This window comes from Blautia stercoris, assembly GCF_054657695.1.
Window position 1 is genome coordinate 178376 of the sequence record NZ_BAAHYF010000003.1, and the last position, 23766, is coordinate 202141.

Genomic DNA, 23766 nt, shown 5'->3' on the forward strand with positions numbered 1-23766 from the left:
TGAAACAGGCGTGAGAACACGTCACAAAGAACCGAAAGCATATCCGACAATCTTCATTAACCTATGCACAGTGCTAACTGGGGATTGCCTAAGTTCGGCTCATTTGCCGGATATGGTAACGGAGGCTCCATAGTAGTTTGAGAACCCTGAATTGACAGGGAATGCCGTAAATTCGGATGCGGGAAAGCCGCTTACATGGCGAAGGGAGCCAGTTAGTAACATCTAAAATGTAGGAATGAAAGGGAGGAGAAACCTCAATGAAACCAACATCTGAAATTTTAGAGCGTATTGAAAAGTGTTCCAGCGAACACAAAGACGGCGTGTTCACAAGGCTTTACAGATATTTGCTTCGTGAAGATATTTACTACGCCGCCTACCAGAAACTTTATGCAAACAAAGGCGCAACAACACAGGGTATCGACGACGATACCGCAGACGGTTTCAGTGACTTCTATGTAAAAGAGTTAATCCAGTCATTAAAGGATGGAACCTACAAGGCTAATCCTGTAAGGCGTGAGTATATTCCAAAGAAAAATGGAAAACTCCGCCCTCTGGGTATCCCGTCTTTCCGTGACAAACTCCTGCAAGAAGTTGTCAGAATGATTTTGGAAGCTATCTATGAACCTGTCTTTGACAGTCATTCCCACGGTTTCAGACCGGGCAAAAGCTGTCATACCGCACTCCGTCAGATTTCTTCTGACTTCACGGGCGTGGTTTGGTTTATCGAGGGCGATATTCAAGGTTGTTTTGATAACATCAATCACGAAAAACTGATTGAAATTTTGAGCAGGAAAATCAAAGACAGTCGTTTTCTGAACATCATTCGCCAGTTTTTGAAAGCTGGGTATATCGAGAATTGGAAGTACAACGCCACTTACAGCGGTTCTCCGCAGGGTGGTATCTGCTCTCCAATACTTGCAAATATCTATCTGAATGAGCTGGACAAGAAGTTTCGGGAAATCGCAGAACGCTTTGATAAACCGAGGTCTGCATATCAGACACCGGAATATCATGCGGCAAGCAAAGAATTAAAAAGACTGTCCTATTGGATTGACCATACCGCTGATGAAGCGGCAAGACAAGAACTGATTGACCAACATAGGGCGCAGAAGAAAGCTATGAGAAATCTGCCCTGCAAACCTGCCGACAACAAGAAGTTTACTTTTGTCCGTTATGCGGACGATTGGCTGGCAGGCGTGTGCGGCACAAAAACGGAATGTGAGGAATTGAAAGCCGAAATCGCTGAATTTCTAAGCACAGAGCTGAAATTAACTCTAAGCGAGGAAAAGACGCTGATAACGCACAGCTCCGAAAAAGTCCGCTTCATTGGCTATGATATTTGTGTCCGCAGAAATCAGGAAGTCAAAGGTCACAGAATGAAAAACGGAACGTGGAGAAAATCCCGTACCCTGCACATGAAAGTCGCCTTGTCTATTCCCCATACGGAAAAGATTGAAAAATTCATGTTTGCAAAGAAAGTCATTCGCCAGCAGGAAAACGGGGAGTTTCAGCCGATACACAGAGCCGGACTTCTCAACCTTGCGGATTACGAGATTGTGGAACAGTACAATGCCGAAGCAAAAGGATTATGCAACTATTACAATCTGGCTTGTGATTATCACACGCTGGACTACTTCTGCTATCTCATGGAGTACAGTTGCTTAAAGACGATTGCCAATAAGCATAAAACCAGTATCCGCAAAATCATTCGCCAGTATAAAGACGGGAAAACATGGTCTGTCCCTTATGAAACTAAAGCAGGGACTAAACGTGTTCGCCCTGTTAAAATCGCAGACTGCAAGCGTGGCGAAGCGAGTGACATTATTTATCAGAGAAAGAAATTTAGCTGGAAAACCACTATCAGACAACGGCTCAATGCCAGAGTTTGTGAATTATGTGGGTGTAAAGAAGCCGATTTGTATGAAGTTCACGTCATACGGAACTTAAACGAGTTGGGTAATTCTGATTGGGAAACCGTGATGAAAAAGAAGCGGAGAAAAACGCTTGTTGTTTGCAGCAAGTGCCATGAAAGAATACACAGACACTAATCAATACGTCAATTACTAATGGGGAGCCGGATACTTCGAGAGGAGTAAGTCCGGTTCCGAGGGAGGGTGTAGGAAACCTGCCGCCAGCGGCGGCAAGGCGCCTTTACCCTACCCTACGACCTGTTAGCCAGCCGGGAGATTGAGAACATCTTTGAAAACTCTGACTTTATCCTGATGCTCAACCAGGCATCCGGTGACAGACAGATCCTTGCAAAACAGCTCAACATTTCCCCACACCAGCTTTCTTATGTAACAAACAGCGGGGAAGGTGAGGGACTGGTCTTTTATGGCAGTACCATTATCCCATTCAAGGATAAGTTTGATAATTCCCTGATGCTGTATGCCCTGATGACTTCTAAGCCGGATGAGGTGGAAAAGCGTAAGAAACTTGGTATCGGAGAACGGGACGATTAAAGAAATAACAGAAACAAAATAAAACAGAGTAGAGGATGAGCCGGGGGAATACTTCCGGCAATTTTTCTGCCCGGAAATCATGGAGGATTACAAGATGGAAGATTACAGAAACATGGAGAGATGCAGCGGCAAGCCTTGCTGCATATTTGCAGAAAGAATCTGTGCAGACAATGAAAAGGAGATTTTGAAAATGGAAAAGGACACAAAGGAAAAAGTAACGGCTGATGAAATGATGGATGACCTTATCTATCTGGCGGAACTGATTGATTTCATGGGAATTACATCTTGTCTGGCTGTAAGGGGAACTTTAAGTGAGCGAATGACAGACAAGCTGACGGATTCCATTGCAGGGATGGCAGATGAAGTGTTGGAGAAATGGGAGGACTATCAGGATAAGACAGAATAACCGGGACAAAGCAGTAAAGGGGATGGTCAAAGTTGCAGGAGCATGAGTATAAGGCGAGAGATAAAACCGTCCAGAAGATGAGCCGGGATGGACTGCGGGAAGAAAACCTCCGGAACAAGGAAGAAAAAAGGATCACCGGACGGGATACGGATACCGAGATTTCCCGCAGTGAGAAGAAAGAGGAACTGGATTTCAGTAAACGCAGACAGGAACGGCGGAAAGAAGAACGGGAGATGGAACAGCCAGAGCAGAGTTCCAGAAAACCCAGATATAGCAGGGAACATGTATCCGACCAGGATATAAAACCAGATATGGATGAAGAGGTGGAAACAGAGGGAGATGTTTCCGTTGAAAATGGAGAAAATCCCAAATCTGCCTTTCGCACAGAGAGTATCCGTGGACAGCCAAGAGAGGAACGGGCATATCTGGAGACAGTTGCAGACAGCCGGGATCTTCGGAAGAAAAAGATGGTCATGGATTATGCTGCAAAGGAAAGAAGGAAGGAGAAGGAGACTTCCAGAGAAGAAAAAGCAGCAAAAAGAGAATCTGTCCGTTATAGGGAAACTTCCGAAGTGATGGAAGATTCTCTGGACGAGTTCCAGGAGGAGATCAAAGGCAAGTCCAAAAGGGAACGGGTGCTGAAGGAACAGCGGAAAAAAGTCTCCCGTCTGTCTTTTGGTGATGAGGGTGACGGTATGGTGCATGGTGCCGGGATCGGTATCCGGAATCCGGCATCGGCAGTCAAAGATGCGGCAGTCACGGCAGCACACTGGAAAACGCATGAAGAAGAGGATGAAAATGCGGCAGTGGAAGGGGCACACCGGGCAGAGCTTGCCGGGGAAAGCCTTGCAAGGAAATCCATCTACATGAGGGAACGGCTGAAAGGGCGGAGGGAAGAATCCCGGAGATTAAAAGAAAGCGTCCTGGATGAAGCAGAAAGGAGCAGGCTGATATTTGAGACTGCCTATGGAAATGAAGCGAAGGACGCAGTGAAAAGAGAAGCAGAGAAGAAAAAGAAATCTGCCCTGCAGAAACTCTTTCAGAAGAAGCGTTACCAGAAGCAGTATCAGGCAGCCAGACAGAGTAAAAAAGTAAAGGATGCAGCGATCACTTCCGCACAGAAGTTTACGGAAAAAGCGAAAGATGCCGTCAAGATGGTGGCGGCACAGAACCGGGGGATTTTTGCCACGGTAGCTGTCTTTGCTCTGATCTTTGTGCTGATCGCAGCCAGTTTTACCAGCTGTACGGCATCTTTGCAGGGAGCTTCTTCAGCAATCATCTCTACCAGCTATTCCAGTACGGATGAAGATATTTATGCCGCTGAAAATGCGTACTGTGCCTTGGAAGAAGCACTGAATACACAGATTAATCAGATGGAATCCACCCATCCGGATTATGACGAATACCGGTACCAGATTGATGAGATCGGTCATAACCCATATCAGTTGATCTCTTATCTTACGGTAAAATACGGCGGCTTCACTTACGATGAAGTGGCAGATGAGATTAAGGAGATCTTCCGACAGCAGTATGGAATCACCACAGACTCTACCAGAGAAACAGTTACAGAAACCAAGACTGTCCGGGTAGGGGAGTCCTTGGGACTGGTTGTGACAAGTGGGTACTGTAACTGCCCGATCTGCTGTGGCCAGTGGAGTGGCGGACCGACAGCCAGTGGGGCAATGCCGACAGCAAACCATACGATTGCCGTGGATGCGGCGAATCCATTTGTGCCGATCGGGACCCATGTCGTCATGAACGGTGTGGAATATGTAGTAGAAGATACCGGAGCGTTCGCAAGATATGGGGTACAGTTCGATGTTTACTATGACAATCATGCGGCGGCATCCGCACATGGACACCAGACATGGGAAGCCTACATAGCAGACAGCAATGGAAACCAGGAAGTGCAGGTCACGACTACAAAAGAGGTGAACCGTCTGGATGTGACGATGACAAACCACAGCCTGGATGCCGTGTTAAGGAGCCGTATGACAGAGGAAGAACAGGAACGCTACGATGCGTATAACAAATATTACGGCAACCGTGATTATCTGTTTGATCTAAACAGCATACCCACCGGAAGCAGTGGATTTGGTTATGACATACCGGCAGATGCTTTATCTGATCCACAGTTTGCAAAAATGATACAGGAAGCAGAAAAATATCTGGGTGTTCCATATGTATGGGGCGGTTATTCCCCAAGTGGTTTTGACTGTTCCGGTTTTGTGAGCTGGGTTATCAATAACTGTGGAAATGGATGGAATGTCGGAAGATGTACTGCAGATGAGCTGCGGTCACACTGTTCGCAGGTATCTCCATCGGAGGCAAAACCGGGAGATCTGATCTTCTTCCAGGGAACCTATGACACACCGGGAGCAAGCCATGTGGGAATCTATGTCGGCAATAACATGATGATCCACTGTGGCAAGCCTGTCCAGTATACCAGCATTGCAAGTGCTTACTGGCAGGAACATTTTATGGCGTTTGGTCGTCTGCATTAAAGGAGGTGACAGGGCAGATGAACATGAAATTAAAAAAACTTCTGAATGATATTCAGAAAACGGAGGATAAGATTGCTGAATTACAGGAACACCTGAAGCGGCAGAATACATTGAGACAGCAGATGGAAGATATAGAGATCGTTAAGTCGTTCCGTTCCATGAAGCTGGACAGCCGCAGCCTGCTTGTCCTGCTTGACGGGATTCAGAAAGGAACCGTTACGATCCAGATGGATGAGGACGGTGGTATCACGGTGGAGGATGCAAAAGCTCCGCAGAAAAAGGAAAACAACACAGAAGTTCACAGACCACCTGTTGGTCAGATGACAGAAAGAGAGGTTTTAGACGATGAGGAATAAAGTGGTAAAGAAACTGCTTATGATTGCCATGGCAGTCACCATGATCTCCGGGACATCCATTGCTACGGTTTATGCAAATGCAAACCCACCGGCAGAGGAGACAACGACACAGGTAGTAGAAGAAACGGCAACAGAATCAACAGAAGATACGGAGAAGAAAGAGGATACCGGAAGGGTCACCGGGGAAGGGGATAATTCTGCTTTTTCTACTCCGGGAAATGCCCAGCTGGTGGATGATAAGGAAAATGATGATACGAAACAGTTCCTTACCATCCAGACCAAGAAGGGAAATACATTTTACATGGTCATTGACCGTTCCAGCAATACAGAAAATGTATATATGATGTCCCTGGTCGATGAGAATGACCTGGCAGAATTTCTGGATGAGACAGAAAAGAGCAAAGAAACCGAAGAATCAACCGTAGTGATCCCGGAAACCACACCGGAAACTACCCCGGTAGCAGAGGAGGAAACCGAAGTGAAGAAAGAAGAAAAGACAGAAGAAAAGACAGAAGAAAAGACAGGAATGAATGTAAAAGGACTTGGAGCAATCGTACTTGCAGCGATTCTTGGAGTGGCAGGTATCGCCGTTTATAAAAAGCATGGACGTGGCAAAGAGGATGACTATGTAAGCGAACAGCTGGAGTTCTCTGACGGACCGTATGTAAATGAAGAAGAGGATGAGGAAGAAGAATAAACTTCCATCTCCAAAGAAGCAACCAAAATAAGGACAGGGGCAGCCAGAGCAGTTTGGCTGCCCTTTTTTCAGAAAGGACAAAAAAAGCGTATGTCAAAATTTTTAGTGATCGCAGAGAAACCAAGTGTGGCACAGAGTTATGCCAAAAATCTGTCAGCTTATAAAAAAGAGGACGGATATTTAGAAGGGGAGAGCTGTATTGTTAGCTGGTGCCTTGGGCATCTGGCAGAGTATGCACAGCCGGAGGAATATGACCCGAAATATGAGAAATGGCAGTTTGATGACCTTCCGATTCTCCCGCAGGTCTGGAAGTTGAAAGTTTCCAGAGATAAAAAGAAACAGTTTGATGTGTTAAAAAGCCTGATGAACCGGGCAGATGTGGACTATCTGGTAAATGGCTGTGATGCAGGAAGGGAAGGGGAACTGATCTTCCAGAGAGTGTATGACCTTGCCGGATGCAGGAAACCGGTGAAGCGTTTATGGATTAGTTCCATGGAAGATACGGCAATCCGGACAGGTTTTCAGACAATGAAAGGAGCAGAGGAATACCGGAATATCTGCATGGCTGCGGTATGCAGGGCACAGGCAGACTGGCTGATCGGAATGAACGGAACTAGGGCATATACGACCTGTTATTTTAAACGTCTGGTTGTGGGCAGGGTGCAGACGCCAACGCTTGCCATGCTTGCGGAACGTCAGGATAAGATTGAGCATTTTCAGAAAGAAGCCTTTTATAAAGTAGCACTGACAGACGGAAGGCTTACGGTAGTTTCTGAAAATATTGCAAATGAGGAAGCAGCCGATCTCCTTGCTTCCTTATGTATGGATTCGGAAGCAGTGATTACACAGATAAAGAGGGAACAAAAGAAAGCGTTTCCTCCCAAACTTTATGATCTGACCAGTCTGCAAAGGGAAGCAAACCGTTACTTTGGCTATACGGCAAAGAAAACACTGGATATGCTGCAGGAATTATATGAAGAAAAGCTGGTCACTTATCCAAGAACGGACAGCCAGTTCGTGACGGAGGATATGAGGGATACCGTAGAGGAACTGGTAGGGAAAATGCCAGTCTTACTTCCGTTCTTGGATTATGGACAGCTGGGACATAACATCACCAGAGTGATTAACAATGCAAAAGTATCCGACCATCATGCGATTCTTCCAACAAAAGAAGCCGTAGAAAAAGGAATCTCTGATCTGACAGCGGACAAAAAGAACCTGATGATGCTGGTCTGCCAGCAGCTGGTGCAGGCAACAGGGGAAGAGTATCAGTATGAGCAGACGGATATTATGGTCAAATGTCAGGGACATGATTTTACCGCCAGAGGAAAAGTGCCGGTGCAGATGGGATTTAAAGCGGCGGGGAATGCCTTTAAGAACCAGTGCGTGAAAGCCAAGCCGGAAGAAGAAACGGAAAAAGAAACTTCCATCCCATATGGATATGAAGAAGGAATGACGCTTTCTCCGGTAAAGGCAGAAAAGACAGTGCATTTTACTTCCCCGCCAAAACCATTCAATGAAGATACCCTGCTTGCCGCCATGGAAACCGCAGGAAATAAAGACTTTGATTCGGAGACAGAGAAGAAAGGACTGGGGACTCCGGCAACCAGGGCAGGCATCATTGAAAAACTGGTTTCTTCCGGCTATGCGGTAAGAAAAGGAAAGCAGATTGTGCCAAGCACAGAGGGCAGGGAACTGGTGAATGTCATGCCGGCTTATCTGAAATCTGCCGCAATGACTGCCGAGTGGGAAAACCAGCTTTTAATGATGGAAAAAGGGCAGATCACCGATACACAGTTTATGGGTGAGATCACTTCTTTAGTCGGCAAGATTCTTTCTGTGTGCAGGGAGATACCGGAAACAGAAAGGAGAAGATTCCAGAAAGCAAGGGAAGTGATCGGGAAGTGTCCGGTCTGCGGTTCGGATGTCTACGAAGGAAAACAGAATTTTTACTGTTCCAAGCGGCAGTGTGATTTTGCCCTCTGGAAAGAAAACCGTTTCTTAGGAAGCATGGAGAAAACTTTGGATAAAAAGATGGCAGTGGAGCTTCTTGATAAAGCCTGCACGCATGTAAGAGGGCTGTATTCCAGAAAAAAAGATATAAAGTTTGACGCAGACCTTTTACTGACACTGGAGGACGGAAAGCCGAGGTTCCATCTGGAATTTCCAAAGAAGAAAAAGAAATAAGGCAAGGAGGTAGGCAGTATGTCGAAATTACAGGACATCCGGGAACTGGCACAGGAACATGCGACATCGGTGAGCAGTTCGCCAAGGGACTGGATGGGTTATATGGATACCGCAGCGAGACTGTACCGGTATCCTTTTACAGACCAGTTACTGATCCATGCACAGCATCCACAGGCAACCGCCTGTGCGTCCCTGGAACTGTGGAATGAAAAGATGTTCCGCTGGGTAAACCGGGGAGCAAGGGGAATTGCCCTGCTTAATGAGAATGGTCATAATACCAGACTCCGGTATGTGTTTGATATTTCAGATACGCACATGGTGGCAGGCGGAAGAAGCCCCTATCTGTGGCAGATGCAGGAACATCAGCAGGAAGAGATCCTTACCCATTTAGCAGAAGCGTATGGTCTGGAAGAAAAAGATACCGGGACTTTATCGGATGCGTTGATGGCGGTTGCAAGGGAAATGGTCGCAGACAGTCTGGAAGAATATCTGGACGGTTTGGAGTATGCAGCGGAAGGAACGTATCTGGAAGATCTGGATGAAGTTACGATCCGCAGTGATTTCCGCCAGCTTGCAACGGACAGCGTATATTACATGCTTTGCAGACGGTGTGGTCTGGAACCGATGGAGCTTCTGGAAGAAGAGGATTTTATGCACATCACCGATTATAACCGGCTGTCTGTACTGACCTTTCTTGGAAATGCAGCAAGCCAGATCAGTGAGAGTGTTCTGATTGACATTGGAAGGACAGTACATAAAATTTCTCTGGAAGAAGCCAGAAAAGAGGTTGAAATTTCCAGTGAAAGGAATTATAATAACTTTAGCACGTTAATGCGTGAAAATAAAAATCAGGACGTAGAAAACAACAAAGAAGAAAATATCGAGAATGAAGGAGGAACCGACTATGGAACTGACATATCATCGCAAGGGGGATTACCTGTTTCCGAACCTGACCGTAGAGGAGGAAGAAGTGACGATAGGGAAATATGGGATGCTTCGGAGAACCTTCCTGAAGGAACACAAGAACAGCCTGTATCAGAGCCTGTTCCTGACAGGAAAGCTGAACAGCCATCTGGCAGAGATCGAGAAGGCGGCACAGGAGAGGATGGACAGCCAGATGGAGAAACTGCTGAAGAACCATCCGGCACCGGACAAGGAAGCAGATCCGATGGCCTGGACAGCACATATGAACGCACTGATGGCAACAGCAGAAGAGAGCATCTTAACGGAATTGGTATACAGCTAGTTGAAGATACAAGAGAAGATGGACTGAGTAAAGCAGAGGAAGAAATCGCCTCTGCTTTATCTTTGCCCGAATATCCCACAGCAAATGAACAGAAAAGGCAGATTGGAGAAAGGGTAGCTGCTTTATATGCCGGGGAGATCCCCATCCCGGAAAGTGTGGTGGATGATATTTTACGGACGGGAGGAAACCGGACAGGAAGCCAGCTGCGTATCATCTATAACTTTATGAGTGAACAGTCACCGGGAGAATACACGGAGTTTGTAAAGCGTGAGTATGGAAAAGGCGGCAAAGGTTTTCAGATGGATGGAAGGGAATATTCCGTCTGGTTTGATGAAACTGGGATGCAGATCGCAGTCGGGCATACGGTGGCAGACCAGATTCTGGATAAAGCCTTTTTATCCTGGAAAGATGTCAGCAGACGTATCCATCAGCTTTTAAATCAGGGAGAATATGCCCCGCAGTCGGTATTGGATGCGGCAAGGGACAATGCACTGAAGGAACACGCACAGGCACTTGCTTATATGAAAGGGGATATGGCAGAAGGTGTGGCGGAGATTGTCTTTGATGAAGAAGATCTGCCGCATCTTCGCAGTATTTATCCGGAAATCACGGATTATCTTACTGAAAAACTGCAAGATCCAGAGTGGCTTTCGGATTTGAATGAAAGACTGGAAGCACTGGCAGAAGCCTACGAGATGGACAATTCTCTTATGCGTTTCCATCATTATAATCCGGTCAATATCTCCAGACAGTTCCAGAAGTTTGCAGATGAGGTGATCCCATACCAGGCAAGAGATGGATTTGCATGGAAAGAACAGCAGATGTTTATCACACAGGATGAGATTGACGCATTTCTTGCCAGAGGCGGTGCATACTCCGAAGGCAGGCTCAGGACGTATTCCTTTTATCTGTTACATACGGATGAAAAAGCAAGAGCTGACTTTATAAAAGAGCAGTATGGCATCGGCGGATGCAGCCACGCACTTTCCGGGGCGGATGATTCCCATGCAGACTATGACGGGAAAGGCTTGGTTCTTGCCAGAGGAAATTTTGGAAATCCGCATACTTCCATTATCTTACCGTGGAATAAGGTGGCAAGACGGGTGGAATACCTGATAAAGAATGACCAGTTTTTACAGGCAGAAGATTATGTCCATATGCCAGAGTATGAACGGGAACAGATGGCAACGAAGGTACTCAGTTTTTATAACCGTCTGCCGGAAGAGATTGACCGTCCTTTTACAAATGACTTCTTCTGGGAAGTACCCAGAAAGGAGATTATGGAGATGCTGAATAATCTGGAAAGCACAGAGGAACTGCTTGAAAAGATGGATGCGGCATTGGCAGCTCTGCCATTAGATTTTGAAGCCTATGGGACAGATTATCAACAGAAAGCAGGGATTCTTTCAGAACTTCATCAGTATGCAGAAGGGACGTATACGATTTTCCCAACTCCGGAAGTAGAAGCATCCTTTACAGAAGCAGGACTGTCCGGGCATCAGATGTCGATGTTTGATTATCTGGATACAAGGGCGTTGTCTGAACCGGCAGAGATAGATATGTCGGATGTAGTTGAAGAACCCGAAGAATCGGAAGAACTTCCAGAAGAAGAGGACATTGTAGAGGTATCAGAAGAAATTGAAGTGGAGCAGTCAGAAAGCGACACAGATAGAAAGACTGCAGAACAGCTTGCAGATTCCTGGGACGAAGGTGTTTTCGAGTATCAGGGCTATCATTTTGAAGCCGTTGGAGTGTTACCGGAAGGACTGGAAGGAAAAGAACTGGTAGCTCAGACCCGTTCCAATACAGAACTGCATTTATCTACCTATCATACCGAAGATTTTCCGAAGTATTCTTACGAGGAGTTTTATGCAGTCTGTAATGCACCGACCGCAGATATATTCCGGTGCCTGGAAACCGGACGCAACTATATTCCGGGAGAAAATGAACTGTTTGGCTATGAGGGAGAGTTTCAGCCGTATGTAAAGCAGGAACAGGAAAAAACAGTTGTTGAACCGCATAACTTCCGCATCCAGGATCATGACCTTGGTGCGGGTGGACCGAAAGCAAAGTACCAGGCAAATATGGAAGCTATCCATTTATTGCAGACTCTGGAGCAGGAAGAACGACTGGCAACGCCACAGGAACAGGAAATCTTATCCCACTATGTCGGATGGGGTGGTATCCCGCAGGCGTTTGAGGAAAACAACAGCAGCTGGGCAGAGGAATATCTGGAATTAAAGAACAGCTTGTCACCGGAAGAATACAGTGCGGCAAGGGCATCGACCTTAAATGCCTTTTATACCTCGCCAACGGTGATCCAGAGTATGTATGAAGCATTGGAGAACATGGGACTGAAGCAGGGAAATATTCTGGAGCCATCATGTGGTGTCGGCAACTTTATGGGTTTGATCCCGGAGAGTATGAACAAGGCAAAGATGTATGGTGTGGAGCTTGACCCGGTTTCCGGCAGGATTGCAAGGCAGCTATACCAGAAAAATAAGATTGCCATACAGGGATTTGAGGAAACAGATTACCCGGACAGCTTTTTTGACTGCGTGATCGGGAATGTGCCATTTGGGGCGTATCAGGTCAGTGACCGCAGATATGACCGCCACCATTTTCTGATCCATGATTACTTTATCGCAAAATCCCTTGACCTGGTTCGTCCCGGCGGCGTAGTAGCCGTGGTGACTTCCAGTGGGACGATGGATAAACAAAATCCAGCAGTCCGACAGTACCTTGCAAACCGGGCAGAGTTATTAGGGGCAATCCGTCTTCCAAATAATGCGTTCCAGAGAAATGCCAATACAGGTGTTGTCTCCGATATTTTATTTTTCCAGAAAAGAGACAGGGCTTCTATCGAGGAACCGGACTGGATACATCTGAAGGAAACTGCCGAAGGATATTCGGTTAATGCGTATTTTGCAAATCATCCGGAAATGGTGCTTGGGGAGTTTACAACGGAGAGTACCCAGTATGGAAAACAGGAAGTAACCGTAAGACCAAAAGAGGGAGTCACCTTAGAGGAGCAGTTAAAGGAAGCAGTAAAGCATATCCACGGCACCATTACAGAACTGGAACTTTCCGATACCGAACTGGAAGAAGATGTGGTGTCCATTCCGGCAGATCCGGAAGTAAAGAATTTCAGCTTTACGGTGGTCAACGAGGAAGTGTATTACCGGGAAAACTCTGTGATGAACCGGATAGAACTTCCAGCGGCAACAACTGAGCGTGTAAAAGGCATGGTAAAGATCCGTGATGCGACGAATGCACTGATCCAGTGTCAGATGACTGAGGGAAGCGATGAGCAGATCACACAGCTTCAGGGGAAACTCAATGAAGAATACGATACGTTCACAGCAAAGTATGGTCTGCTCAGCAGCAATGCCAATAAAAGGGCATTCAGCCAGGACAGTAGCTATTGTCTTTTAACATCCCTGGAATTTCTGGATGATAAGGGAGAATTGAAACGGAAGGCAGATATTTTTACGAAGAGAACGATACGCCGGGCAGAAACCGTGACTTCCGTCGATACAGCCAGTGAAGCACTTGCCGTATCCATCGGGGAGAGGGCAGGGGTTGACCTTGCATATATGTCACAGCTTTCCGGAAAAACGGAAGGAGAACTGACCGAGGAACTTGCAGGAGTTATCTTTAAGAATCCAATCGGTGAAAAATGGGAGCCATCGGATGAGTACCTTTCCGGAAATGTAAGGGAAAAGCTGCGGATCGCAAAACAGTTTGCCGAGAAACATCCGGAATACATTGCAAATGTGCAGTATTTAGAGCAGGTACAGCCAAAAGACCTGGATGCGTCAGAGATTGAAGCAAGGCTTGGAGCAACCTGGATTTCTGAGGACTATATCACACAGTTCATGGCAGAGACATTCCATACACCGAGATATTATGTCGGGGACCGGATCAAAGTCCAGTATGCCGAAGTGACCGGGCAGTGGAATGTCACAGGAAAAAGCGTGGACAGCTATGGAAATGCTCTTGTTACTTCTACTTATGGAACGCAGAGAGCAAATGCGTACCGTCTTTTAGAGGATGCCTTAAATCTTAGGGATACCAAGATTTATGATACCGTGCAGGATGCAGACGGAGAACACCGGGAATTGAACCGAAAAGAAACGATGCTTGCACAGCAGAAACAGGAATTGATCAGGGAGGAATTTAAGTCTTGGATATTCAAAGACATGCACCGCAGGGAAGATTTATGCCAGATCTATAATGAACGATTTAACAGTATCCGTCCAAGAGAATACGATGGAAGCCATATCCAGTTTGTCGGTATGAATCCGGAGATCACCCTGATGCCGCACCAGAAAAATGCAGTGGCTCATGTGCTGTATGGAAATAACACTTTGCTGGCCCACTGTGTAGGAGCCGGAAAGACGTTCCAGATGATCGCAGCCGGTATGGAAGCGAAGCGTCTGGGACTGTCACAAAAGAACCTTTATGTTGTGCCGAACCATTTAACGGAACAGTGGGGAAGTGACTTCTTACGACTTTATCCGGGAGCAAATATCCTGGTTGCTACAAAGAAGGACTTTGAACCGGCAAATCGAAAACGATTCTGTTCCCGTATTGCGACAGGGGATTACGATGCCGTGATTATCGGGCACACACAGTTTGAGAAAATCCCTCTTTCCAAAGAACGGCAGATTGCCATGCTGGAACAGCAGATTGCAGATATTACGTTCTCTATCGAGGAAGCAGGGAGACAGGCAGGGCAGAATTATACTGTCAAACAGCTGGAAAAAACAAAAAAGAGCTTACAGGCAAAGATGAAAAAACTCAATGACCAGACCAGAAAGGATGATGTCGTGACATTTGAACAGCTTGGAGTAGACAGGCTGTTTGTGGATGAAAGCCATTCATTTAAGAACCTTTTTCTATATACAAAGATGCGGAATGTGGCAGGAATCTCCCAGACCGATGCACAGAAAAGTTCGGATATGTTTATGAAGTGCAGATATATGGATGAACTGACCGGCGGCAGGGGAATCACCTTTGCGACAGGTACTCCCGTATCAAACAGTATGACGGAGCTTTACACCATCATGCGTTATCTCCAGTATGACACACTCATGCGTATGGGCATGGGACATTTTGATTCCTGGGCGGCAACGTTCGGGGAGACAGTGACCGCAATCGAGTTCGCTCAAGTATTATAGGCATATGGAAGCAATTTTAATTCCATACAGAAATACGCTAAAAAACAAAGAAAAAGGAAATGTTGGAACAGACAGGAAGCAAGGAAGCCAGAAATAGATATGGATTAGCAAAGAAAAAAGGCAATAAATGAAGCATAAGTGAAAAGCGACAGAAGGTGCGAAAAGCATTTTCTGCTACCTCTTTCAACATTTAAAATGATAATGTAAAAGTAAGTGTTTGTTTAAGATAGTAATTTGAAAAAAGTTGATACTAAAAAAACGAAATACACAAAAACTACAAGAAAAACTGATAAAATAAAAAAAACGGAAAATAAGAGGTAGCTAAGAATGAAAAAAATTTTAATTATAGAAGATGATTTGGATATTCAAGAGCTGATACAGTTTTTTTTAGAGGATCAAGGGTATGAAGTGATTACGGCATCTGATGGAATAGATGGTATTGCGGTTTTTCTGAAAGAACAAATTGACTTGATACTGCTCGATATTTTACTTCCTAAAATGGATGGGTATGCAGTTTGTGAACTAATACGAAAAGAATCGGAAGTACCAATCATTATGATAAGTGCATTGGGAAGAGAAGAAGACCAGATAAAGGGATTTGAAATGCAAATAGATGACTATATCCCCAAGCCGATTTCTCTTCCAATTATGATAAAAAAAATAGAAGCTGTTCTGCGTAGATATGAAGGAGTAGATATAACAAAAGATCACGAGTTAAAATACAGAGAGATAATATTGATTGTAGGAAATTATCAAGTGAAAATAGGGAAAAAGTTAATTGATTTGACACAGAAAGAATATGAAATTTTGAAAGAATTGATTGAAAATCAGGGATGCGTGATAACAAGAGAGAGCTTTTTAAATCGTCTATGGAAATATGAATTTGAAGGTGAAGAACGTGCAGTTGACAATCATATCAAAAATTTGCGGAGAAAATTGGGAAAAGCAGGGGATTATATAAAAACGGTAAGAGGGGTGGGGTATCGAATTGATAAAGCTAATTAGAGAACATTTGTCTACAAAAATATTTATAATTACAGTATGCTTATTGATTACTGTTGGTAGTGCGATTTATGGAATGGTTGCATTGGGGATGTCACGGAGCTATTTTTTAGAGTTGGATAGAAGTTTGAGTAATCAGACGGAAAAAATGGTACTTCAATTATCGAATACTTCAGTGCAGGAAATAGATGGAATATTAAAAATGTTTGCATTGGAGCATGGGATTTCTATTGTCTTAAAAGATAGTGACGAAAAGGTACTTGGTATATATGGAGATATGGAATATTCACTGGCTCCTGGAACAGATGTAGAAGATATTCTGTTAGGCAGTGGGATAACGGAATCTTATTCCTGTAAGTTAACGAATGGAAAAACATATTGGATTCAAGTGTTTGGAAACAAGGAGAAAGTAAATATTGAACTGGAATCATTAAAAAGAATTTTACCTATGTTGGGGGCTATTACTTTTTTGGCAGCATTAGCTATTGCTGCTTTATACACAAAATATATTACGCGTTCAATTTTAAAGGTGAGTGAAGTTTCAAAAAAAATGGCAAATCTTGATTTTCGAGTTCGATATACAGAAGACCGGAGGGACGAGATTGGAATTTTGGGAGAAAATCTGAACGAACTTTCGGAAAAATTAGAGAGTGCTTTGGATGAATTGAAAGAAAAAAATACTGATTTAGAGAAAAGCATCAAACTTGAGCAGCAACTGGAACAACAACAAATGGCTTTTTTTTCAGCTGTTTCGCATGAATTAAAAACTCCGATTACAATTCTAAAAGGACAAATTCAGGGAATGTTATTAGAAGTAGGGGGATATAAAGACCGAGATAGATATTTAAAACGTTCTTTTGAAGTAGCTAATTCCATGGAGAATATGGTGCAGGAAATTCTGTATGTTTCAAAAATTAGAACATCGGGATTTGAGTTGAAATTGATAGATATACCACTTCACCAACTTGTTGAGAATGTGATTAAGGAACAGGAAGATATGGCTATTGATAGGGGATTACAGTTTCATATACGAATAGAAGAATCAACTTGGATACGGGCAGATGAAGCTCTTTTCACGAAGGTCATAAGTAATGTGGTAGGAAATGCAATTAAATATACGAATGAGGATGGAAATATATGGGTTGGAGTGTATAAAAGAGGTGAAGAAATAATTTTTTGGATTGAAAATGAAACGGAATCTATTGATGAGAAAGAAATTCCAAAATTATGTGATGCATTTTATCGTATTGATAAATCCAGAAATAAAAGAACTGGTGGAAGCGGCTTGGGATTATATATTACAAAAATGATTTTAGAACAGCATCAGTTTCCTTATTGTATTGAAAATACAGAAAAAGGCATAAAAGTGGAAATAAGATGTTATGAACCAACCAGAAGGCTGTTGTGACGGAAAATCACAACAGCCTTTTTATACATATAAAATACATAAAAAAAACGGGAAAATCATACATTCAATTTTTATAATATAAAGAAAAAATATGTAATGGAGGATTTTTTATAAATGAAGAAAAAAATATGTATAGTATTATGTTTGGGTTGTATAGGAACCGTATCAGTTGTTGGGTGCAGCAATAAAAATTTTGATTCAAAAGTAACAGGGGATAATCAGACAACTACCGAGAATGTATCTGATATACTGAATGATCAAGAGAAAAAAGAAGGCGGTTACGAGAACGAGTCAAGTAGTAATGCTGATGACAAAGAGAACTCAGCGGACGATTCAGAAGTGTTGGCAAATGCAGATTTGCGTGGAGCTGTTTTGGAATTTTCAGACACAGGATGTAATATCAGCATAGGGACGCAGACGGATGATGCAGAAATGGTTCCTGCTCCGGGAGCGGTTGTTGAAGAAATGAATCAGGTGAAAATAGTATATGGAGAAAATACCTATTTTCAGATTTCTCATTCAACGATGACGGGTATTACGCTTGAGGATTGCCGGAAAGAAGAAGTGAAAAAGCAGTCAATGCTCTATCTGTATGGGGATTACCAGGAGGATGGTACGTTTTTGGCTAAAAGGGTAATTATTGACCGATTTGAAAAGGAAGGAGAATGGGAATGAATTTTGCAGAAAGAGCATTCCGCTACCTTTTCAGGAAAAAAGGAAAAGCGATTATCTTGTTTTGGGTATTGCTTATTACCGAAACAATGATTTTATCTACTGTCACTATATTACGGGCATCCGAAGTAGCAAGAATTGAACTATTAGGGAAATCAAAAGCGAAATTGTTGATCGAACGGGAAAAAGCGGAGGAATTGTTTACGGATGATGAATACAAAAAACTTGAGAAACTGGAAAATGTGAAGGCGGTAAATCGAGTAGCAGAAGTGCAGTTATATCCAATGGATTTTAAAATTATAACGAAAAGTGAGAGTGTTGATGCAGACAACCAAAAATTGCGCATAATGGCCTACGATAGCCTTGAAGATGATGGCCCATTTGCTGACGGGCAAATTCATCTGACGAAAGGAAAATATCCTCGCAAAGAAGGTGAAATAGTAGTAAATCAGTTTCTTGCAGAAGTAAATCAATGGGAAATAGGGGAAACTGTTTGTTTCAAATCTCATTCAGGTGAACAATCACAGGCAAGCATATCAGGAATCTATATTTCGGGTATAGAAGAAAAGCAAGGGAAGGAACCATTAGCAGTAAACAGAATTGAAAATACAATTTATGGAAAACCCGAGTTCGTATGTCATTTACAAGAAACGTGCGGATATGAAAACTTAATCGTATATGTAGATAATCCAGAGCAGTTGAGCAGAACACAGCTAGAAGTAACACGCATTTTGAAAAACTATAGAGTGATGAAAGCAGATAACCTGTTTCAGAAAATGGAAATTCCGCTCTTACAAGTTGTTAGGGTTGTAAAAATGATGTTGGGATTATCGGTTGTATCGTCTGTACTTGTAATAACATTGCTTTTGTCTATGTGGATGAGAGCCAGAAAGAAAGAAATAGCAATTTATGTGAGTCTTGGAAAAACAAAAGTAGATTTGTTTATGCAGATTATTTTGGAATGCTTTTCAGTATTTGGATTTTCTACAATAATAGCTCTTTATACTGGAGATAAGATGCTGATAGTATTGGAAAAGTTTTTAGATTGGAAAAGTATTGGGGCTTTTACATCTATGCAAATATATGCACAAAATAAAGATATATGTTATCTCATATTATCAGGAACAATAATTTTATTGCTTTCTATTTCTATTTCACTTTTTCCAATATTATGTACAAAGCCAAAAAAAATTTTAGCAGAAATGGAGGGATAACATGAATGTTTTACAAAGAGGAGTACGTTCAGTGTTAAGAAAACCGATAAAAAGTATTATTCTATTGTTTATTGTAATTGTTATGAGTGGCCTATTTTTAGGTGCTATGGCAAGCCGTTCAGCAAGTATTTATACACAAGACGCTACAAGACAGGCAATAGGGGCTACCTTTCGCATAGAAGGAAATGAGGAGAATAGGAGAAAGCGATTAGATCAGGCAATGGATGTACTGGGTGATCGGGAGGGCAGTTATGGAGGAGTTACTCATAAATGGTTAGAAAATGGGGCGGATATGGTAGTTACAGATAACTCATTTGAGACGGTTAAGGAAGATGATGTAAAAAAAATAGCTCAGGTGGAGGGGATTGAGGAATATAATTTGATAACAATAGCAACTGTTGTGAATCCGGTCAATTTTTCGAGAATAGAAGATTCAGATATGGATCAAAGTACGGATGTAGGCGGTGTCAACCTACGAGGTAATCGCATAATGGAAATGGATATGGACGTATCTGCAGGTAAGATTTCACTGATTGAAGGAAGAATGATTGAAAAAGATGACAGGGATGTTTGTGTCATCTCGAAAGAATTGGCAGAACTAAACCATTTAAAAACTGGGAACTTATTAAAGTTTAATGATTACCATGACAAAGAACATTCCACAATATACAGTGCCGAGATTATCGGAATTTATGAAACAAAGCAAGAACGAAAATCTATTATGTATGGGGATTCTTATCGTCCAGAAAATACAATATTTACGGATATGAGTTTCCCGGAAAAACCATCCGGAAATGAAGGAAATCCTTTCTATCAGTATGCTATATTCAAAGTCCAAAATGCAGGGAAGTACGATCAAGTTAAAAAGTCTGTACAGAAAGCGAATATAGATTGGTCACGATATGACTTAATTGATAATAATGGAAATATTAAAAATATGACAGAAAATTTTGGGCAGATGGATCAGATGAGTATGGGATTATTACTAATAGTTTCAGTGTCAGGTCTTGTGATTTTAGTTTTAGTTTTTCTGTTTTGGATAAAAAATCGTACGCAAGAAATAGGAATTATGATGTCACTTGGAAAGTGCAAATTTGAAATATGGGTACAGTTTTTATGGGAAGCAGTAATGATAAGTATTATAGGGATGTTGTTATCCTTTGCAATTTCCCCAATTATTGCAGAGACTTCAGCTTCATATTTAGCGAAAGAAACGCAGACCTTAAGGTTAGAACAGCAGGAACAGGAAAATACTGGTACCTATATAGATGGATATATTGCACCGGATTTAAAAATACAAGATGTGGAGGTTCATATAACGAAAGAAATGGTTCTGATGGATATTGGGATGATATCAGGTATTTTGATTATTGCAGTATTAGTAGCAGGAATCACGATAATGAAGAAAAGGCCGAAGCAGATATTAAGTGAAATGAGCTGAATAACGGGGTAGGAGGTTATAGAAATGAGTAAAAATGCAGGAAACATTGTTCTTGAGGCAAAGAATGTTGTCTATTACTATAAGGCGAATAAAGGCAAAAAAGTTTTAGATGATATATCATATGGCTTTGAGATAGGAAAAATGTATGCCATTTTGGGACCAAGTGGTTCCGGTAAGACAACTTTTTTATCGCTTTTGGCAGGTTTGGATTCTCCGACGGATGGGGGAATTTATTATGAAGGGGTAAATATAAGAAAAAAAGGACTACACAACTATCGAAAGAAAAATATGTCATTGGTTTTTCAGAATTATAATCTGATAGATTATTTGACTCCAGAAGAAAATGTGATGCTGGGTGGAAAGAAAGACATAGAGAAAATTTTGGAAGCGGTTGGAATACCGAGGGAAGACTGGAAACGGCAGGTCTTACAGTTATCAGGAGGACAGCAGCAGCGAGTGGCTATTGCAAGAGCATTAGCAAGTCCTGCGAAGGTATTGCTTGCAGATGAACCTACAGGAAATCTGGATGAAGAAATTGCAGACGAAATTATTAAGATATTGATGAAAAGTGCGCATGAAATGGGAAAAAGTGTAATTGTCGTAACACATAGCAAAAAAATAGCTGATGCTGCAGATGTGGTACTTAAAATCCATGAGGGGAAATTGTATCATTTGGTTTAAGTGAATGTAAAGTTATAGTGTTTTATAGCATGAAATAATATGAGGTGAGCTGTATAGGAAAAATTTTATTGCTATCTTTTGATGGAGATGAAGAAAATTTAATAGAATCTGTTATTTCCATTTTGGATGCTGGTAGAGAAAAATTTATATTTCAAAAAATGAATCTAAAATCGAACTTACAACACAAGGGAATAATGCTTGACTTAGAGCGACGAGAGGTTATGCGGAATAATGATAAAATTGCCTTGACTTATACAGAGTTTGAAATCCTCCAGCTTCTCGCTCAAAATCCCGGCAGGGTATTCAGTAAAGAACAGATTTATGATATGGTCTGGCAGGAACCGTATTCCGGTGATTACAACATTGTGATGAGCCATATCAGCCATATTCGGGAAAAAATAGAGGATGATCCGAGTCATCCGGTCTATATTCAGACTGTGTGGGGAGTTGGTTATAAGTTTAATGAAAAAATGTGTGAATAATTAAATCAGATCCAGTGTTGTGTGACTGTCAAAAAATGATAGATATTTCTGATGGTTCGTGGTATGATAAAGACAGAAACATGAGTGCTATTTTAAGAAAGGGTGATGGTTATGGCATTGGCACAGGCAACGAAATCCCGTGAAACAACTTATACGATCAACGATGCAATGGATGTCCTTCTGTCAAAGCTGGATGAAGCCATTGACGATATGGAAAATGGCAGAGTGCAGACAGTGGAAGAAGCATGGGCAGAAATTGATGCAGTATAAGGGGTACGGATGGAAAACAAAAAATACAAAGTTGTCATTGCCCAGAGCGGCAAGCTGGATGTGAAAGAAAAAAAGAAATATATCCTTCAGCAATTTAAGTACCGGGAATATGCAGAAAACTTTTCCAAAAAGATTAAAAAAGCGGTTCTTGCACTTGATACATTTCCGACCGGGTATAATACAACAGGCTTCCGGTATCGTGGTTATGATATTTACATGAAACCGTGTGAATCCTATCTGCTGTTTTATACTGTGGATGAAGCAGTGAAAACAGTTACAGTTCTGCGTGTCATGCAGGATGGAATGGACTGGCAGTATATCATCAATCGGTGGCTGCGGGAAAACGCATAGGATATACAAAAAGATTATAGTGACAGGCAGTATTCAAACAGATTGGGTACCGCCTGTTTTTATGTCCGCTGAAAACAGATGGACAGCAGAAGAAAAATATTAGAAAATAACGGACAGATTGTGAAATTTAAAAGAGAAAAAACTTTTTCAAAAATATTCAAAAATATTGGAACATTTTAATGGGACTTCTGCCATGTATCAGTAGGGGGGTGATTTTGGATGAAAGATGTAAAAGAACAGAAGCAGAATGACAATGGAGAAATCATTGAAATGAAGCAGGGACAGGTGATAAAAATTCCAAAGAACAGCGGCAAAGCATGGCTGACATTATTTTATAGTCTGCCGCAGGAGTTTGTCAGCAAACGTCCCGTTTATCTGAACTTCCCACGCTGCCCTTATGAGGTGCTGCGGACGGATAAATATGACAGTATGATAAACAATGATACATTTCTGGAACTGGTATGGGATTGTGTGGCATGGAGCGCATGGCAGTATTTTGAAGTTCCATATCAAAAAGGCGGCTACCGGGAGATACCCGGCAGTGCGGCGCAGTATTCCGGGGACTTTCCGTTGTGGCGGCTCTCTTACTCTATGCTTCCGCTCCTGCGTGACAAATTTGAGGTCAGCGGATTTTCTTTCCAGCAGCTTTACAACGTGCCGGAGGGAACGGAACTTCCGTGGCTTACTTATCAGCAGTTTGGCAACCTGATCGGTACCCTCGTGCCGGAAATTATACAGGAACAGAACTGGCAGCCTATGATCGATGAAATCTGGAACAACCGAACCATTGAGGACTTCGATAAAAGGGGAAGTCAGGTAAAACTGGACTTCATGCGTTCGTGGGAACACAGCCGTTCCAGGAAAAAGGCGGTATCCATAGAGCAGCTTGCAGAGGATGCAGAAGAAAATAGCATAGACTTTGATATTCCGGATACAAGGAGTGCGTTTGAAAATTCGGTGTTGTCAGAGCTTCAGATTGCGGAGTTTGCTGCAGGGCTTTCCGAACGTGATAAAAAGATTCTGGAAATGAAAATGAAGGGGCATAGGTTACAGGAGATTGCGGAAGCTGTAGGCTATAAGACACACGGTGCGGTGCTGAAAAGAATCCGCCATATTGCAGACTGTTATGAGGATTTTATCTCGGAAGAATATCAAAAATATCTGGAAACATTCTAATCCATCCATCCCATCGGCGGCTATCCTT

General features: G+C 42.7%; 17 protein-coding genes and 1 pseudogene. All 18 read left to right on the forward strand.

Features of this window, described 5'->3' with window-relative positions; genetic code table 11:
- The first annotated feature begins 257 nt into the window (after window positions 1-257).
- The 18 genes and pseudogenes from ACYQ2D_RS16905 (at window position 258) to ACYQ2D_RS16990 (ending at window position 23738) form a co-directional block, all read left to right on the forward strand.
- Window positions 258-2048: a reverse transcriptase domain-containing protein gene (locus tag ACYQ2D_RS16905; RefSeq protein ID WP_009296951.1), complete on the forward strand. Its 1791-nt coding sequence runs from the start codon at window positions 258-260 to the stop codon at window positions 2046-2048.
- 117 nt (window positions 2049-2165) lie between these two features.
- Window positions 2166-2462: pseudogene (locus tag ACYQ2D_RS16910) on the forward strand (VirB4-like conjugal transfer ATPase, CD1110 family); the annotation flags it as partial.
- A gap of 94 nt (window positions 2463-2556) precedes the next feature.
- A complete protein-coding gene (locus tag ACYQ2D_RS16915; RefSeq protein ID WP_459786307.1) occupies window positions 2557-2868 on the forward strand; it encodes a hypothetical protein in 312 nt (103 codons plus the stop codon).
- A 32-nt stretch (window positions 2869-2900) separates the two neighbouring features.
- On the forward strand, window positions 2901-5372 hold the full coding sequence (locus ACYQ2D_RS16920) for a C40 family peptidase (protein ID WP_459786309.1): 2472 nt from the start codon (window positions 2901-2903) through the stop codon (window positions 5370-5372).
- A gap of 17 nt (window positions 5373-5389) precedes the next feature.
- Window positions 5390-5728, forward strand: a complete 339-nt coding sequence (locus ACYQ2D_RS16925; RefSeq protein WP_117944175.1) for a DUF4315 family protein — start codon at window positions 5390-5392, stop codon at window positions 5726-5728.
- On the forward strand, window positions 5718-6425 hold the full coding sequence (locus tag ACYQ2D_RS16930; RefSeq protein ID WP_118408428.1) for a CD1107 family mobile element protein: 708 nt from the start codon (window positions 5718-5720) through the stop codon (window positions 6423-6425). Before ACYQ2D_RS16925 ends, ACYQ2D_RS16930 begins: the two co-directional genes overlap by 11 nt.
- Before the next feature lie 90 nt (window positions 6426-6515).
- Complete coding sequence (locus ACYQ2D_RS16935) at window positions 6516-8612, forward strand: DNA topoisomerase 3 (protein ID WP_459786310.1); 2097 nt, start codon at window positions 6516-6518, stop codon at window positions 8610-8612.
- 18 nt (window positions 8613-8630) lie between these two features.
- Window positions 8631-15041, forward strand: a complete 6411-nt coding sequence (locus ACYQ2D_RS16940; protein ID WP_459786312.1) for a DEAD/DEAH box helicase family protein — start codon at window positions 8631-8633, stop codon at window positions 15039-15041.
- Between the two features lie 327 nt (window positions 15042-15368).
- Entirely contained in the window at window positions 15369-16046 is a 678-nt protein-coding gene (locus ACYQ2D_RS16945; RefSeq protein WP_055056588.1) for a response regulator transcription factor, read from the forward strand.
- Window positions 16030-17451, forward strand: coding sequence for a HAMP domain-containing sensor histidine kinase (locus tag ACYQ2D_RS16950; RefSeq protein WP_118012914.1), 1422 nt, complete (start codon window positions 16030-16032; stop codon window positions 17449-17451). Before ACYQ2D_RS16945 ends, ACYQ2D_RS16950 begins: the two co-directional genes overlap by 17 nt.
- A gap of 114 nt (window positions 17452-17565) precedes the next feature.
- Window positions 17566-18126, forward strand: a complete 561-nt coding sequence (locus ACYQ2D_RS16955) for a hypothetical protein (protein ID WP_055056590.1) — start codon at window positions 17566-17568, stop codon at window positions 18124-18126.
- Window positions 18123-19337: an FtsX-like permease family protein gene (locus tag ACYQ2D_RS16960; protein WP_055056591.1), complete on the forward strand. Its 1215-nt coding sequence runs from the start codon at window positions 18123-18125 to the stop codon at window positions 19335-19337. The genes ACYQ2D_RS16955 and ACYQ2D_RS16960 overlap by 4 nt, the downstream gene beginning before the upstream one ends.
- Before the next feature lies 1 nt (window position 19338).
- Window positions 19339-20778, forward strand: coding sequence for an ABC transporter permease (locus tag ACYQ2D_RS16965; RefSeq protein ID WP_055056592.1), 1440 nt, complete (start codon window positions 19339-19341; stop codon window positions 20776-20778).
- A gap of 45 nt (window positions 20779-20823) precedes the next feature.
- Complete coding sequence (locus ACYQ2D_RS16970) at window positions 20824-21459, forward strand: ABC transporter ATP-binding protein (RefSeq protein WP_055056639.1); 636 nt, start codon at window positions 20824-20826, stop codon at window positions 21457-21459.
- A 68-nt stretch (window positions 21460-21527) separates the two neighbouring features.
- The gene (locus ACYQ2D_RS16975; RefSeq protein ID WP_179979061.1) at window positions 21528-21941 is read left to right on the forward strand and encodes a winged helix-turn-helix domain-containing protein; all 414 of its coding nucleotides are present in this window, start codon (window positions 21528-21530) and stop codon (window positions 21939-21941) included.
- Window positions 21942-22052: 111 nt separating this feature from the next.
- Complete coding sequence (locus ACYQ2D_RS16980; RefSeq protein ID WP_154108127.1) at window positions 22053-22211, forward strand: hypothetical protein; 159 nt, start codon at window positions 22053-22055, stop codon at window positions 22209-22211.
- Between the two features lie 9 nt (window positions 22212-22220).
- The gene (locus tag ACYQ2D_RS16985) at window positions 22221-22562 is read left to right on the forward strand and encodes a type II toxin-antitoxin system RelE/ParE family toxin (protein WP_459786314.1); all 342 of its coding nucleotides are present in this window, start codon (window positions 22221-22223) and stop codon (window positions 22560-22562) included.
- A gap of 219 nt (window positions 22563-22781) precedes the next feature.
- Complete coding sequence (locus tag ACYQ2D_RS16990; protein WP_055056594.1) at window positions 22782-23738, forward strand: hypothetical protein; 957 nt, start codon at window positions 22782-22784, stop codon at window positions 23736-23738.
- The last annotated feature ends 28 nt before the right edge of the window (window positions 23739-23766 follow it).